This window comes from Prevotella sp. (assembly GCF_051059605.1).
Lineage (GTDB): Bacteria > Bacteroidota > Bacteroidia > Bacteroidales > Bacteroidaceae > Prevotella.
On sequence record NZ_CP050883.1, the window covers coordinates 1,070,670 to 1,086,870 of the forward strand.

Genomic DNA, 16,201 nt, shown 5'->3' on the forward strand with positions numbered 1-16,201 from the left:
GACCGCCTAAATAATTAATATTTATATCTTAGCTTTATTCTTCAATCGCAGCCTGTGCCGCAGCAAGTCTTGCAATAGGAACTCTGAAAGGTGAACAACTAACGTAGTTCAAGCCTACCTTGTGGCAGAACTTAACTGAACTTGGTTCACCACCATGCTCACCACATATACCACACTTCAAATCAGGACGAGTGGCACGACCTTTCTTTACTGCCATCTCAACAAGTTGACCGACACCTGTCTGATCAAGAACTTGGAAAGGATCAACCTTGAGAATCTTTTTATCAATATATACAGGCAAGAAACTTGAAATATCATCACGACTATAACCAAATGTCATTTGAGTAAGGTCATTAGTTCCGAAACTGAAATATTCTGCTTTTTGAGCAATATAATCAGCTGTGAGGGCTGCACGTGGAATTTCAATCATCGTACCAACCTTAAACGGAATTTCAACACCTTCTTTTTCAAATATCTCTTTAGCTGTAGAACGAATCACTTCCTCCTGAGCATCAAACTCATTAACTATACCAACTAAAGGAACCATTATTTCTGGTTGAGGATTATAACCTTCTTTCTTTAATTCAATAGCTGCACCAATAATAGCACGAGTCTGCATCGCTGTAATCTCAGGATAAGTATTACCAAGTCTACAACCACGATGTCCCAACATTGGATTATGTTCGCTCAACAAATTTACACGATGCTGTATTTCTTCTACAGAAATACCCATTTCCTTTGCCATTATCTTCTGACCTTCAATATCATGAGGAACGAACTCATGCAAAGGAGGATCGAGCAATCTAATATTAACAGGGCAACCGTCCATCGCTTTAAAAATGCCATAGAAATCCTGCTTCTGATAAGGCAGAAGTTTCTCTAAAGCAATCTCACGACCTTCTTTTGTATCAGAAAGAATCATCTCGCGCATTGCCTTTATCTTTTCGTTCTCGAAGAACATGTGTTCTGTACGGCAAAGCCCAATACCAACAGCTCCGAAATTGCGAGCAACCTCTGCATCATGTGGAGTATCAGCATTAGTGCGAACAACTAATTTGGTATATTTTTTACAGAGATCCATCAGTTTGGCGAAATCTCCAGTAACCTCGGCTGGCTTAGTCTTAACCTCACCAAGATAGACTTCACCGGTAGATCCATTCAGTGATATATAATCACCTTCGCGAACAAGAACTCCGTCAATCTCAACAGTTCTATTCTTATAGTTTACATTGATAGCTCCTGCACCACTTACACAGCATTTGCCCATACCACGAGCAACAACTGCAGCATGACTAGTCATACCACCACGAGCAGTAAGAATACCTTCGGCAGCATTCATTCCAGCTAGATCTTCAGGACTAGTCTCTATACGAACCATGATAACCTGATGACCATCATCATGCCACTTTGCAGCATCATCAGCGAAGAATACTACTTGTCCACAAGCTGCGCCAGGACTTGCAGGAAGACCACGAGTAAGAACCTTAGCAGAAACCAAAGCTTCTTTATCAAAAACAGGATGAAGAAGTTCATCAAGTTTATTTGGTTCACAACGCTCAAGAGCAATCTTCTCGTCAATTTCTCCCTCATGAAGCAAATCCATGGCAATCTTTACCATGGCTGTACCAGTACGCTTGCCATTACGAGTCTGGAGGAACCAAAGATGTCCTTCCTGAACTGTGAATTCCATATCCTGCATATCATGATAATGCTTCTCTAACTTATCCTGAATATCATTCAACTGTGCGAAAATCTCAGGCATAGTCTCTTCCATTGAAGGATATTTAGATGCACGAATGTTCTCGTCAACACACTGTTGTTTAGCCCAACGCAAAGAACCTTCCTTCGTGATCTGCTGAGGTGTACGAATACCAGCAACGACATCCTCTCCCTGAGCATTTACAAGATATTCACCATTGAAAAGGTTTTCACCAGTAGCAGCATCACGGCTAAAGCAAACGCCAGTAGCACTAGTTTTACCCATGTTACCGAATACCATAGCCATTACACTAACAGCTGTGCCCCACTCTGCAGGAATACCTTCCATCTTACGATAAAGAATAGCACGCTCATTCATCCAAGAATCAAATACAGAACAGATTGCACCCCAAAGTTGATCCATTGGATTAACGGGGAAATCAAATCCGGTCTGTTCCTTGATTGCAGCCTTGAATTCAGCAACAAGCTGTTTCAATTCGTCAACATTCATTTCATTGTCTAGAGATATTCCACGCTGTTTCTTTACCTTAATGATAATGGCTTCAAAAGGATCAATATCCTCCTTGTTTACAGGTTTCATACCCATAACAACATCACCATACATCTGAACAAAACGACGATAGCTATCATAAGCAAAACATTCATTGCCTGTTTTACGAGCTAAACCTTCAACGACTTCATCGTTCAATCCAAGATTAAGAATAGTATCCATCATACCAGGCATACTTGCGCGTGCACCAGAACGTACACTCATCAAAAGAGGATTTTCTACATCACCAAACTTTGAATTCATCAAAGTTTCAATATGTTTTACAGATTTTATCACTTCTTCTTTAAGAAGTTCGACAACCTGTTGTTTGCCTTTTTCAAAGTATTCATTACAAACATCGGTAGTTATTGTAAAGCCTGGAGGAACTGGTACCCCAATAAGATTCATTTCAGCCAAATTAGCTCCTTTTCCGCCAAGTAGATTTTTCATATCTGCCTTACCTTCCGCCTTACCATTTCCAAAGGTATAAATTCTTTTTTCACTCATAGTTGATTAGGTATTCTAAATGTTTTTATACGTTAAAATTTCAAATTCATAATGCAAATATAATGTAAAAATATTAATGACCAAAACTTTTATATGCTTTTTTGCAAACTAGACCTTGCATTTTAGGATGTTAACGAACACAGAATAATTTAATTACATAGTGGATAAAGGAATTTGGGATTATTTTAGTAATTTTGCACGGAAATAATAATAAATATATGACAAGAAAACATAAGCCATACCCTATATTGGAGAATGTCGAGATTGAAGCTATTGCAGCTGAAGGCAAATGCCTCCTTCATCATGAGGATAAAGTAGTATTTGTACCTTTCTGTGTTCCTGGTGACATCGTTGACATACAGATAACAAGAAAGAAACACAGCTTCATGGAAGGACGTGTTATTAAATTCATTCAATATAGTAAGGTGCGCACTACCCCAATGTGTTCTCACTTCGGAATTTGCGGTGGATGCAAATGGCAGAACCTACCATATGAAGAACAATTAAAAGCAAAACAACAACAAGTATTTGATCAACTTACTCGCATTGGTAAGATTGAACTACCAGAAATAAATCCAATCCTTGGAAGTGTTAAGACAAGTGAGTATCGCAATAAACTTGAATTCGGTTGCGCTAATAAGCGTTGGTATACGCAAGAGGAAATAAATGCGATGCCACCACGTGAAGAAGGAAAAGAAGGTAATCTGAATGAAAGTGCTATCGGCTTTCATATTACAGGTGCCTTTGATAAGATATATCCTATTGAGAAATGCTGGCTTATGGATGATTTCCATAATTCAATTCGTAACGAAATACAAAGATACGCAAAGGAAACAGGTATGACTTTCTACGACATTAGAGCGCAACACGGATTGCTGCGCGACATAATGATGAGAAATTCAAATACCGGTGAATTCATGGTTTTGATTCAGTTCCATTATGATGTTGAAGGTGACGAAGACAGAGCTAAAGTATTACTTGAACATGTAGCTAATAAATTCCCTGAAATAACGAGTTTAATCTATGTAGACAACCAAAAGGGAAACGACACATTCGGAGATTTAGAACTCACCACATTCAAGGGAACAGACTTTATTTATGAAACAATGGAAGACCTTAAATTTAAAGTAGGTCCAAAGAGTTTCTACCAAACAAATACAGACCAAGCCTACCACCTATATAGCGTGGCAAGAGACTTTGCCAACCTATCTGGTAATGAACTTGTATATGACTTATATACAGGAACAGGAACTATTGCAAACTTTGTTGCTCACAAAGCAAAGAAGGTTATTGGTATTGAATATGTACCAGAAGCAATAGAAGACGCAAAAGTAAACAGTGAAGTCAACAACATCACCAACACACTATTTTATGCCGGTGACATGAAAGACATTCTTACAGACGATTTCATTGCTGAACACGGACACCCAGACGTAATAATCACTGACCCACCACGTGCTGGCATGCATCAAGACGTGGTAAATGTAATACTAAACGCAGCACCAACGAGAATTGTTTATGTAAGTTGCAACCCTGCAACACAAGCTCGTGATTTAGCTTTAATGGATGCTGAATATAAAGTAGCTAAGGTACAACCTGTGGACATGTTCCCACACACTCCACATGTTGAGAATGTTGTGCTTTTAGAGAAAAAGTAGAAAAACATTTATTAAGAGAGTATAAATTTAATATGAAAAAACTTTTATTAATTACAACAATGGCACTGACTGCAATATGCAGCAATGCACAAGAGTCAAAACCATTGTTCAACAACATCAAACTATCAGGTTTTGGTATGGCCCAATATACTTATAATGGGCAGAAAAACGAAGAAAGCAACACTTTTAATATTAGAATGTTGCGTCTTATTCTTGACGGAAGAATCCAGAATGACTTTTATTGGAAAGCCCAAATTCAATTTAATGGCAACACATCTACACTTGGAAATAGTCCTCGCGTTGTTGACTTGTTTACAGAATGGCAGAAATACGATTTCTTCAGAGTGAAATTAGGACAGTTCAAACGTCCTTTCACATTTGAGAATCCTCTCGCTCCTATTGATGAAGGCTTCATGTCTTATAGTCAGGCTATTACAAAACTTTCGGGATTCAATGATCGCACTGGTGAACAAGCAAGCAACGGCCGTGACGTAGGTTTGCAGATTCAAGGTGATTTCCTTAAAAACGGTGAAGGCAGAAACCTACTTCATTATCAAATAGGTATTTTCAACGGTCAAGGTATCAACACAAAAGATGTTGACCAGCGTAAAGATGTTATCGGTGGTTTATGGGTAATGCCTGTAAATGGAATGAGACTCGGAGTATTTGGATGGGAAGGCTCAAGCGCAAGAAAAGGAACTTGGATTGATGAAAATGGTGCAACCCAAACAGGTGTTCGCTCATTACCAAAATACAGATATGCAATCAGTGGTGAATATATTACCAACGATTGGACATTCCGTTCCGAATACGTTCACTCAACAGGTAAAGCATTCAAGACTACAATAAACAGCAATGAAGACAATTCTAAATGCGATTTAAACACTACTATAGGTGACAAAGCTGATGGTTTCTACGGAATGGTCATGGCTCCAGTTGTAAGCAAAAAATTGTATGCAAAAGTTCGTTACGACATGTATCGTCCTAACGCTACATGGGCAACATCTAACACACAATATGAAGCTGGTGTAAACTATATGATTAATAAGAATTTCCAAATAGATTTGGAATATGCACGAGTTAACGACCGAGCAAAATCAGATTACAACATCATAGACGCACAGGTTGATTTCAAATTCTAAAATAGAATTGCAATCAAATAATAGCAAAAGATAAAAACAATAAAGGCATTCGATGATCAATTATCGGATGCCTTTATTTATTATATTATAGTTCTTCACATTCTTTTATCCAAAGTGTGCTTGCGGCATCACTTGGCATTCGCCAATCACCACGAGGACTGAGACTTACGCTACCCACTTTAGGTCCATCAGGTAGACAACTGCGCTTGAACTGCTGCGCAAAAAATCTCCTACAAAAGGTAGTAAGCCACTTCTTGATAACCTCATCATTATAAGTGCTGTAGAAAGCCTTTTGTGCTAACATAAAAATCTTACGTGGTCGGAAACCAAAGCGCAAGAAATAATACAAAAAGAAATCATGCAACTCATAAGGTCCAACAAGGTCTTCGGTCTTCTGTTTGATATCCCCATTTTCATCTGCAGGAATAAGTTCTGGACTTATAGGAGTATCAATAATATCATTCAAAATAGAAGAAGTACCGTCTTCCATTGTGTCAGCAACATATCTAACTAGATATTTAATCAAAGTCTTTGGTATGCTTGAGTTTACACCATACATACTCATATGATCGCCATTGTATGTTGCCCAACCAAGAGCCAACTCAGAAAGATCACCAGTTCCAATAACCATTCCATTGAGCTTATTACTTAAATCCATTAGAATCTGAGTGCGCTCACGTGCCTGACCATTTTCGTAAGTAACATCATGAACATTGATGTCATGACCAATATCCGCAAAATGCTGTGTAACGCTTTTGGCTATGCCAACTTCACGAATCGTAATACCAAGTTGTTTCATCAAACTTATGGCATTATTGTAAGTACGATCGGTAGTTCCAAATCCAGGCATAGTAACACCAACGATGCCACGTCTTTCAAGTTTCAGTTTGTCAAATGTTCTAACGCATACTAGTAAAGCCAACGTAGAATCAAGTCCACCACTGATGCCAATAACTACAGATTTACAGTTGGTATGCACAATACGCTTAGCCAATCCCATAACCTGAATATTGAAAATCTCCTCACACGACTTCTTCATATCGTCTGTATGAGGAATAAACGGATGCGGCTCTACTTCACGTTCCAATTTAAAATCATATTTCACATCAATGCCATGACAATCAACAACGTGTTCATCTGTCATCGCATTATGTTGAGCAGTAACGAAAGTTGTATTATTTCTTCGTTCAGCACGCAATCTCTCTACATCAATCTGGGCAGTTACAATCTGAGCTGACAAAGAGAATCTCTCGCCCTCAGCAAGTAATTTTCCATTTTCATGTATAATAGCATTTCCACCATATACAACATCTTGCGTACTCTCACCAAATCCACAGCTGCTATAAACATATCCACACATTGTGCGTGCACTCTGCTGAGACAAAAGTGTTTTAAGATAGTCATGTTTTCCGATAAGTTCATCAGAAGCCGACATATTGAAAATTATATCAGCACCAGCCAAAGTAAGATTATTACTAGGTGGTATTGGAGCCCATACATCCTCACAAATCTCAACACCAAACCTTACTCCCTGAGAAGTTGTAAAAATCGGAGATTTAGCTGGCATAATCATTTTGTGTCCAGCAAAACGAATTTCTTCATGGCACAAATCAGCAGAAGACGCAAACCAACGTCTCTCATAAAACTCATTATAGTTTGGAAGATATGTCTTTGGAACAATACCCAAGATTTCTCCCTGCTGAATTACTACTGCACAATTCAACAGTAAGTCACCTGCTATAACAGGAACACCAACAATAGTTATGATATTAAGTTTTCTTGTAAAATCCAGTAATATCATAACCGCAGTCTCAGCAGACTCTAAAAGGATTTCCTGACGGAACAAATCCTGACAAGAATATCCTGTAAGGGAAAGCTCCGGAAAAACTATAACTTCAACGCCCTGTCCTTCAGCTTGAGCAATTAGATTCTCAATCTGTGCAGTGTTGTATTTTACGTCACCGACTTTCACTGACGGTATGGCACTTGCGACTTTTATAAATCCGTAATTCATTATTACTACAAATTATATTCTACTTAATGTCTTATCGTATAGTAACTTGAGTAGCACCGTATCCATATTCTTGGAAAGAAGCATCCTGATAAGCATATTTTTTATATCTATAATGCAATTCATTAATTATAGAGCTTCTCAGCACACCTTCACCCTTTCCATGAATGAATACTATTTTCTGTCCTTTTTTGTTTGCATATTCTGCTAAGACATCACGGAATTTCTTCATTTGATAATTTAGAATATCAGCTGTAGTCATACCAGCAGTTGTATCCAATAATTCATCAGCATGAAGGTCTATGACAACAATGTCATCATCTCCACGATGCTTTATCTTAAAAACATTCCCATTTTTGCCGTCTTCATATCTGCGCATATAATTTCCGATATGCTCTTGCGATTCTTTCTTTTCATTATCAGCACCGGCAAACATTTCCTTTTTCAAAGCTTTAGGATCTATTACAAGAGGTCTTGCTGGTACATCATCAACAATGAGACTGTAAAGTAAAGCAGGAGATTCAAAGAACTGTGTATCTTGAAAAGTATGAAGCTTATAAAACTTCACTGGATCAATTCTGAACTGCGCATCTACACTAGGCTTCATAATAAAGCCCTTTTCTAGCTTATATGATATAAACTGTACCGCAATATGATTCATATCATTAAGAGCATCACGACCGAACTCTTCAATATACAGTTTGGTATTTGGTTCAACCTCTCCTTTATATTTGAGGTTCCAACTATTACCTTCCGCTATCATATAACAGAACTGAATATAATAGTTACTATCGTTAACGAAATATGTTTCAAAACGAGTTGAAGTAACATTATTTATATCCATTGGAACAAATGCAATATATGCACTAAGCATATTACCGCCTTTGCGTTCCTCAACTGGCGCACGGAAAGTAACTTCTTTTTCGTCGTCAACAGTGTCATATTTATCTTCTTCATTAAGAGAAGCATCAACATCATCCTGCCCGTCTTTCAATAATGTCTTTATACTGCGTCCATCAGGTTCTATTCCATTCAGTTTGGATTCTGCTGACATTTTTGAACTTACAAGTTTTGATGTAGCATAGTTATCTTCACCAATAAGAACAACCTCGGTTATAGGGAACGGTATTTGAAAACCGTCCTCATCTTCAACGAGCACTATATTATTTCCAGGGAAACCAGCGACCTTTCCACCACCTGTCTCACTAAGAAATCTTACTTTATCTCCAATTTTCATATTCAAATATATTTATGGAATTAATAAAGAACTGTCACCATAACTAAGGAAACGAAAATCGTGTCCCAAAGCATAATCATAAATGCTCTTCCAGTCACCTTTAACAAAAGCACTCACCAAAAGCAACAATGTGCTCTGTGGCTGATGAAAATTAGTAACAAGCATCTTTACGATTTTATATTCATATCCTGGAGCAATGATAATCTGCGTACTGCTATGCAATGCTTCTACTCCACATCTGTCGAGCCAGTCAATGATATTCTGTATCGCTTCAACAGGAGAAATACCTTCTGCAATCTTGCCGTCTCTGCCATTATCATAAGGTTCCCACTGATTTACATGCAGTTCTTCCTCTGTAGCATCAGAATTTGTAGCCAATTTCACACCAATATAATATAGACTCTCCAAAGTTCTAACACTCGTTGTACCAACAGCGATAGCATTACATTCATGATTAACCAATTTCACAAGACTATGGCGATGAACTACTATATATTCAGTATGCATCTCATGTCCATCAATCTCCTCACTCTTAACTGGTTTAAAAGTTCCTGCACCAACATGTAAAGTAACCTCTTCACGGTCTATTCCATGTTCGTCAAGTGCATTAAGCACTCTATCAGTGAAATGCAGTCCAGCTGTTGGAGCAGCTACACTACCCTTTATCTTGCTATAAACAGTCTGATAAGTCGTTTTGTCGCTTTCCTGTGTTTCCCTATTAAGGTATGGAGGAATAGGCAACTCACCAACAGTTTCCAAAATATCAGCAAAGTTTATATTATCATTGTCCCAATCAAAATCCACCCAATAGTTTGTTCCAGTTCCACTATGCTCACTTTCATCTCTGTTTAGTGTCGCTGTCAAAGTTAGTTTTTGATCTTTAATTTCAAAGTCACGCTTTAGTGAACCATCCTTCCATTTTTTTAGATTGCCTATCATACAAAGCCAAGAGCAATGCCCAGTAGTCTGAAACATCAATTCATAATCTACTGGTTCAGCTGGCTCCATAAGAAACACCTCAATCAGAGCACCTGTCTCTTTTCTAAAATGCATACGCGCCTGTATGACTTTCGTATTATTGAATACCATTAAGGCATTCTTTGGAAGATATTGTGGTAGATTATAAAAAACATCATCACTCAGACTGCCATGATTGTATATCAGAAGTTTGCTATGATCGCGTTCCTCTAATGGGAATTTTGCTATTCTGCAATCAGGCAACTCGTAGTTAAAATCACTAATTTTTATATGTTTTGTATCCATTATCAATTAATTTCTCAATATTGTTGTTTCTAAAATACATTTACTGTTGCTAAAATCAAAGCATATAATACAGTAAGCGAAAGTGTTGTTATTACGATATCTACATCAATAAAACTATATCCTGTTGACGTATATTGAGAAGATATGTAATTTATATGGGGATTGCGTTTGTAATATAAATAAGAATATATGAAATACGCTACGGCACCACAAATCATTCCCCACAATGTTCCGATGATTACATCAGACGGATAATGCATTCCCAAATATAATCTAGTATAGGCATTTATTGCCGCCCAAGCAAATAATCCAAAATTAAGAATTCCACTTCTCACCAATAAAGCCATGAATGTTGCTATTGCGAATGTGTTTGCGGCATGAGCTGAGAAAAAGCTGAACTGATCGCTGCTTACTCCATATACGGTATCGATAATATATTTTGTAGCTAAATCGTTTACCGGTCTGGGACGTGCCACAAGTGGTTTCACTATTAAGTCATCAACACCACCAGCAAGCATAACACTCAGTAATACCCCACCGACAATAAAAAATATTTGGCCCATCGTCTCATTATTCTTCACGACGATATAAAACAATGCCAAATACAGAGGTATCCAAGTAATTCCTGATGTAAGTGTTTTTATTACTCCATCTATAAAGATATTGTCATTCTGATTAAAAAAAGAAAGCAATTCTCTATCCAATTCTATAATGCTAACGGCATCCAAAGCTTTTTAATTATATATGTTAATATACTAAATTTCTTCTATCTTGCCTTTCAGAATCCAACCTTCACGACCATCAGGGAGTCTAATTCCCGTCCAGCCTTTCATACCACGATCAGTGATATAGACTTTTGTTCCTTCATGAATAATAAATTCATCAGCACTTCCAGCCGCTGGTGTCTTTTTCACATTGACAACAGGAGATGTAACAATAGCCCCACAACGGTTTTCAAAATAATATTTCTGCTGATAAGCAAATAATATACTTAAAATAAAACATCCTATAAAAGTAAGCGATCCAAAGAAACCAACTTTTCTGAGACTTACTTTTTCGCAGAATAAATATACCAATAACAACAGCAGTGCCATTATTACAGACACAACACTTATTTTAGCCCATCCGTCAACACTTTCAAAATTGACAACAGACTTATACCATGTAACGAAAAACATCTCTTCATCGTCAGCAGACTTATCTATTGTCTTATTTCTCACAAATTGCAGATTGAATCTTATATCCTTGTTACCAGGATCAAGCATCGAAGCACGCTCGTAATTAAGCAATGCACGAGTAATATTATCAACCTTATAATAAGCATTACCCAAATTATAATAGAGTTCAGGACTTACTCCATGTTTCAACAACTCTTCATAATCTTTTATAGCTTGCTGATAATTGGCTTTCTTATACTCTGCATCTGCCATATCTTTTGTTACAGCACCAACAGTCATGCTGAAAGCAAGAAAAGCAACTACGCAAAATATGATATGTAAAATATGTCTTTTCATTTTCAATTCACATTAATGTTTTCTTTTAGACTTGCCTTTAAAGACATTTTCAATCTCCATGATTGCAGACATTGCTGATTCAAAAGTACGGCTCATATTACCGGCAACATCACCTGGAGCATATCTTTCAAATTCGCATTCATCAATAGCATTGATAAATTTATCTATCGTATTGTCATCAACATCACTACCTTTAAGATTATCTGAGATATTTTCACGTGACAACATCTCTACTGACATATTTAGTTTATCACCTACATATCCCCACAATGCGCGCAACACCTCATCATAGAATTCATTAGCCCTTGACGCCTGCATCAATTTTTTAGCTTTACGAAGTCGCTTTGTTGCAACCTTGTTAGCCCTCTTTCCACGAGTCTTTACAACATCAGCCATATCCATTGCACGCTTTCTAAATAGGATAAGCAATACAACGAAAACGATTAATGGCAAAAACAAAACTACACAATATTCTGCAGAACCGAAAAAGAATTCATTAATATTATGCATCTTGGAATTTCCCTCCATTAATGGATGTATATCGTTATCCTTTTCTGCATAGTCTGTAACACTGCCAGACTTGCCATCACCCTTATCTACATTTATGTTAAATGCCTTAGTTTTGATAGTCTTATAAGTGTTACTACCAGTATCATAATATGTGAATTCTGTTGCAGGAATAGTATAATGTCCTTGATTCTGAGGAACTGCAAGGAAGTCATAAATCATATTTCCTTCTAGTCCATTAGCAGTAAGTTTAGTCTTATCTGTAACCTTAGCATCATACTTTTCAAAGTCCTTAGGGAAATTTACAACAGGTTGCTTGATCAGTTTCAAATTACCCATTCCACCAACAACAATACGAAGTTGAAGCGGTTCGCCTGCCTTTATACTCTTTTTGTTAAGTTGTGCTGAAATATTAAACTTGCCAACACCTCCAGAAAAACCAACAGGACGTTTAGGCAGAGGACTAACCATTATGCTAAGACTAGGCGCTTTGATGTCTCGTTTAACCTCTACATATCCAGATCCTCCATTAAAGAATGCCTCAAATGGATCAACGTTTCTATTCTGCTGAACTACAATTCCTTTGAATGTTATACTTGGAATTGTTAGTTTGCCTGTCATCTGTGGATACATCACATATTGACTCCATGTGACACATCTGTAAGCTCTTCCGTTTATACGTTCAACATGAAAGCTTTTTTGTTGAGGCAACTGTACTTCCTGAGTATGGAAACCTGTTAAATCAGGCATTTTACCTTCCAACTGTGTCAGCTCAACTAACGTATACACCTTATATGTAAGCAATACAGGCTCCTGCTCATGCACATTGCGCTTATTAGCACTCACACGGATAAACAAATCATTACCTGAAATACGAGATCCTGCAGCTTTCATGGCTGCACCACTATCGTCATCATAATTGTTAGCACTCTGCGAACCTTTTCCGCTAGCAGCATTACCAACAATAGTAATAGTTACAGGACGTGAAGATATTTTTCTACCATTCACAACAACATGGGCACCTGGAATTTTATACGTACCATGCTTTACAGCATATAATGTATATGTAAACGTAATCGAAGAAGAAGAACTAGTATGTCCATTTACCATCTGATAACTAGACTGTTGAGATGTGTAAGGTCCAGCAATAACTTCTATTCCTGAAGGAATATTACCAGCACGGAAATCCTCTACATCTTGAGTATTTACAGTATAAGAAAGTCTAAAATTATCACCTGCAGGCACTTTAGAAGGTGCCTGTACAGAAATACTTTGTGCATACGAACATCCTATATCACAAAGAGTTATAGCCAATATCAATACAATATAACGAATATATCTATACATATAAGTCAATATAAAATAATCATTTTACCAATTTTTCTGCAATTTCCTGCTTCCAGCCTGCTGCATAGCCTTGCTGATACGTTGCTGAGTAGACTTTTCTTCCTGCATCGCTGCGTTAAGCAACTGCTCTGCATTCTCTTTACTCATTCTGTCTTTAGGCTGCTGTTGCTTCTTGTCCTGCTTATTTTGGTCCTTATTATTGTTATTTTGTTTATCTTTATCCTTATCCTTCTTATTTTTATCTTTGTTTTTCTTGTCCTTCTGTTTATTATTCTGCTTGTTCTTATCCTTTGGTTGATTTTTCAGCAGTCTTTTGCATAATGCAAGATTATACCTTGTCTGATTATCGTTAGGATTGTTTCTCAAAGCCTCTTTATAGGCATTAATTGCGTCACCATACATCTGGTGTTTCTGACAAATTACACCAATGTTATGATAGCTCATAGCTTTTCGTATCTTACTCGTTTCAATTTTTCCTGATTTTTGAAACAAAGATGTTGCAGCCGAGTCCTTCTGCTGCATTAGCAAAGCATTACCGAGATTATATATAGCTTGTGAATTATTCGGATTCTTTGAAATGGCTTTCCTATACTCCACTTCAGCCTTTGCATAATTTTGCTGGTGAAATAGTTTATTGCCATTTCTGATATATTGTCTGTCAGATTGAGCAAATCCACCTGCACAAACAAAGATAGACAACAGAATGAATATATATTTAAGACCTCTCATCATTTTTTCTTTTTAAACAATCTGACATTCCTGACCAATGGATTCTTAGATTCCAATACGCAAATTTCAGCAATAAGCAAGAATATAAGTATCAGTCCAAATGCCTGGAACTGCTCATTGTACTCACTAAAGATCACACTATTGGTTTCGCCGCTCTGCAACTTTGTCAATTCGTCATTAAGTTTTACCTGAGCGTCATTAGTATTGTCTACATGAATATACGTGCCACTACCCGCTTCAGCAACTTGTTGACACATCTGCTCATTCAAAGCCGACATAACAGTCTGCCCTGTATTATCTTTAAGATATCCGCCATTCCCGTCAGGAATAGGTGCCCCTTTAGGATCACCAACTCCTAGTATAAATACGTTAATACCTTTTTTACGAGCATCTTTAGCTGCTTCCAGAGCACCACCTTCATGGTCTTCACCATCAGTTATTACAATAATAGCCTTACCAACCTTATCCTGCTGAGTGAAACTACTTTCTGACAATGTAATAGCTCTTGCTATATCAGTACCTTGAGTCGCAATGAGTGACGGTTCGATATTCTGTAAAAACATCTTTGCCGAAACATAATCGCTTGTAATAGGCAACTGAACAAAGGCATCACCCGCAAAGACAACAAGTCCCACCTTATCATTATTAAAGTGGTCGACCATATTCTCAACTAGCAACTTACTCTTTGCCAATCTTGATGGCATTACATCTTCTGCCATCATAGAGTTACTTATATCAAGAGCTATAATAGCCTGTATTCCATTTCGTTTCTCATGAGATACTTTTGTACCCATTTGCGGACGAGCTATCATACAAATAAGAATCGCTATTGCTGACATCAGCAGCCAGAACTTCACTGTTGGACGATATTTAGAAACATCCGGCATGAGTTGTTTGAGCAATTCAGGGTCACCAAACTTTCGTAGTTTGCTACGACGCTGTCGCCAAACTATAAATCTCACCATTGCCATTACAGGCAAGATGAGCAGCAACCACAGATATATTGAATCTTGAAATCTTAACATAGTTATATATATTTACGGGATACGACGCAATACAGTTGTGCGCAATATTAATTCAAAAAGCAAGACTAGCAAAGCTGCTATTGCAAAAGGCTGATAAGCCTCATAACGCTTTGAGTATGTTTTAACATCCATCTTGGTCTTTTCCAATTTGTCTATATCCTTATATATTTGCTTTAATTCCCTATTATTTGTTGCTCTATAAAAATTACCTTCGGTCATAGCAGCAATATCACTCAATGTCTTTGTGTCTATTTCTACAGGAATATTCACATATTGAACACCACCTGCAACAGGCATTGGATAAGGAGCAACCTTATTTGTACCCAAACCAATAGTGTAAACTCTTATGCCAAGGCTACGCGCAATCTGCGCACTTGTCATAGGAGATATATCACCCATATTATTACTACCGTCAGTAAGCAAAATTACAACTTTACTCCTTGACTTTGAATTTTTAAGTCTGCTTACAGCATTCGCCAATCCCATACCAACAGCTGTACCGTCAGAGATTAGTCCACGAGCTGCAATGTCAGTCCTCACACTTTGCAACAGATTAATAAGTGACGCATGATCTGTTGTCATTGGACATTGAGTAAATGCTTCACCAGCAAATATTGTCAGACCTATATTGTCATTTGGACGGTCAGCAATAAATTCAGACGCAACATTTTTGGCAGCTTCAAGACGGTTTGGTTTTAAGTCTTCGGCAAGCATTGATGTTGAAACATCCATTGCCATCATAATATCTATTCCGTCAACTTGCTTATTATCCCATGAATTATGTGTCTGTGGACGCGCCATAACAATGACAACAAGAGTGAAAGCAATGCAACGCAGCACCATAGGCAGATTTACAAGTCGCATGCGCCAACTTTTTGGTGCATAACGATATGCAAAAGTGTCGCTCATCTGCATTGTGGGCTCACTTTTCTTTCGATATAGGAAATACCATAATATATACGGTATGAGCAATATCAATAATATGAAGTATTCTTTACTTGCAAATTCCATAA

The 16,201-nt window shown here is 37.5% G+C and carries 12 protein-coding genes; 2 read left to right on the forward strand and 10 right to left on the reverse strand.

The window, feature by feature from the left end; genetic code table 11:
* Nucleotides 1-34 precede the first annotated feature (34 nt).
* Nucleotides 35-2,755: a pyruvate, phosphate dikinase gene (ppdK, locus tag HEQ28_RS04345; protein WP_434503950.1), complete on the reverse strand. Its 2,721-nt coding sequence runs from the start codon at nt 2,753-2,755 to the stop codon at nt 35-37.
* A gap of 218 nt (nt 2,756-2,973) precedes the next feature.
* Between ppdK and rlmD the strand changes: the two genes are divergently transcribed.
* Nucleotides 2,974-4,413 (forward strand): 23S rRNA (uracil(1939)-C(5))-methyltransferase RlmD, encoded by a 1,440-nt coding sequence (gene rlmD / locus HEQ28_RS04350; protein WP_434503951.1) that lies wholly within the window; start codon nt 2,974-2,976, stop codon nt 4,411-4,413.
* A gap of 32 nt (nt 4,414-4,445) precedes the next feature.
* Entirely contained in the window at nt 4,446-5,555 is a 1,110-nt protein-coding gene (locus HEQ28_RS04355; protein ID WP_434503952.1) for a porin, read from the forward strand.
* A gap of 85 nt (nt 5,556-5,640) precedes the next feature.
* On the opposite strand, the gene HEQ28_RS04360 is transcribed toward HEQ28_RS04355, so the two are convergent.
* From HEQ28_RS04360 to HEQ28_RS04400, 9 genes are read right to left on the reverse strand one after another with little or no spacing between them, the layout of a single operon-like run.
* On the reverse strand, nt 5,641-7,569 hold the full coding sequence (locus HEQ28_RS04360; protein WP_434503953.1) for an NAD(+) synthase: 1,929 nt from the start codon (nt 7,567-7,569) through the stop codon (nt 5,641-5,643).
* A 31-nt stretch (nt 7,570-7,600) separates the two neighbouring features.
* On the reverse strand, nt 7,601-8,803 hold the full coding sequence (locus HEQ28_RS04365) for a DUF2027 domain-containing protein (protein WP_434503954.1): 1,203 nt from the start codon (nt 8,801-8,803) through the stop codon (nt 7,601-7,603).
* 12 nt (nt 8,804-8,815) lie between these two features.
* The gene (locus tag HEQ28_RS04370; RefSeq protein WP_434503955.1) at nt 8,816-10,066 is read right to left on the reverse strand and encodes an S-adenosylmethionine:tRNA ribosyltransferase-isomerase; all 1,251 of its coding nucleotides are present in this window, start codon (nt 10,064-10,066) and stop codon (nt 8,816-8,818) included.
* Between the two features lie 29 nt (nt 10,067-10,095).
* Complete coding sequence (locus tag HEQ28_RS04375; protein ID WP_434503956.1) at nt 10,096-10,794, reverse strand: phosphatase PAP2 family protein; 699 nt, start codon at nt 10,792-10,794, stop codon at nt 10,096-10,098.
* 27 nt (nt 10,795-10,821) lie between these two features.
* Nucleotides 10,822-11,580 carry a tetratricopeptide repeat protein gene (locus tag HEQ28_RS04380; protein WP_434503957.1) on the reverse strand — a complete coding sequence of 253 codons (759 nt, stop codon included), beginning with the start codon at nt 11,578-11,580 and terminating at the stop codon, nt 10,822-10,824.
* Nucleotides 11,581-11,592: 12 nt separating this feature from the next.
* Entirely contained in the window at nt 11,593-13,434 is a 1,842-nt protein-coding gene (locus tag HEQ28_RS04385) for a BatD family protein (protein WP_434503958.1), read from the reverse strand.
* A 24-nt stretch (nt 13,435-13,458) separates the two neighbouring features.
* Nucleotides 13,459-14,163 carry a tetratricopeptide repeat protein gene (locus HEQ28_RS04390; RefSeq protein WP_434504425.1) on the reverse strand — a complete coding sequence of 235 codons (705 nt, stop codon included), beginning with the start codon at nt 14,161-14,163 and terminating at the stop codon, nt 13,459-13,461.
* Nucleotides 14,163-15,188, reverse strand: coding sequence for a vWA domain-containing protein (locus HEQ28_RS04395; protein ID WP_434503959.1), 1,026 nt, complete (start codon nt 15,186-15,188; stop codon nt 14,163-14,165). Before HEQ28_RS04395 ends, HEQ28_RS04390 begins: the two co-directional genes overlap by 1 nt.
* Before the next feature lie 12 nt (nt 15,189-15,200).
* A complete protein-coding gene (locus tag HEQ28_RS04400; RefSeq protein WP_434503960.1) occupies nt 15,201-16,199 on the reverse strand; it encodes a vWA domain-containing protein in 999 nt (332 codons plus the stop codon).
* Nucleotides 16,200-16,201 lie beyond the last annotated feature (2 nt).

What these genes read in the sequence shown, in the direction of transcription:
- ppdK (WP_434503950.1), bottom strand. Translation starts at nt 2,755, where the DNA reads ATGAGTGAAAAAAGAATTTATACCTTTGGAAATGGTAAGGCGGAAGGT.
- rlmD (WP_434503951.1), top strand. Translation starts at nt 2,974, where the DNA reads ATGACAAGAAAACATAAGCCATACCCTATATTGGAGAATGTCGAGATT.
- HEQ28_RS04355 (WP_434503952.1), top strand. Translation starts at nt 4,446, where the DNA reads ATGAAAAAACTTTTATTAATTACAACAATGGCACTGACTGCAATATGC.
- HEQ28_RS04360 (WP_434503953.1), bottom strand. Translation starts at nt 7,569, where the DNA reads ATGAATTACGGATTTATAAAAGTCGCAAGTGCCATACCGTCAGTGAAA.
- HEQ28_RS04365 (WP_434503954.1), bottom strand. Translation starts at nt 8,803, where the DNA reads ATGAAAATTGGAGATAAAGTAAGATTTCTTAGTGAGACAGGTGGTGGA.
- HEQ28_RS04370 (WP_434503955.1), bottom strand. Translation starts at nt 10,066, where the DNA reads ATGGATACAAAACATATAAAAATTAGTGATTTTAACTACGAGTTGCCT.
- HEQ28_RS04380 (WP_434503957.1), bottom strand. Translation starts at nt 11,580, where the DNA reads ATGAAAAGACATATTTTACATATCATATTTTGCGTAGTTGCTTTTCTT.
- HEQ28_RS04385 (WP_434503958.1), bottom strand. Translation starts at nt 13,434, where the DNA reads ATGTATAGATATATTCGTTATATTGTATTGATATTGGCTATAACTCTT.
- HEQ28_RS04390 (WP_434504425.1), bottom strand. Translation starts at nt 14,163, where the DNA reads ATGAGAGGTCTTAAATATATATTCATTCTGTTGTCTATCTTTGTTTGT.
- HEQ28_RS04395 (WP_434503959.1), bottom strand. Translation starts at nt 15,188, where the DNA reads ATGTTAAGATTTCAAGATTCAATATATCTGTGGTTGCTGCTCATCTTG.
- HEQ28_RS04400 (WP_434503960.1), bottom strand. Translation starts at nt 16,199, where the DNA reads ATGGAATTTGCAAGTAAAGAATACTTCATATTATTGATATTGCTCATA.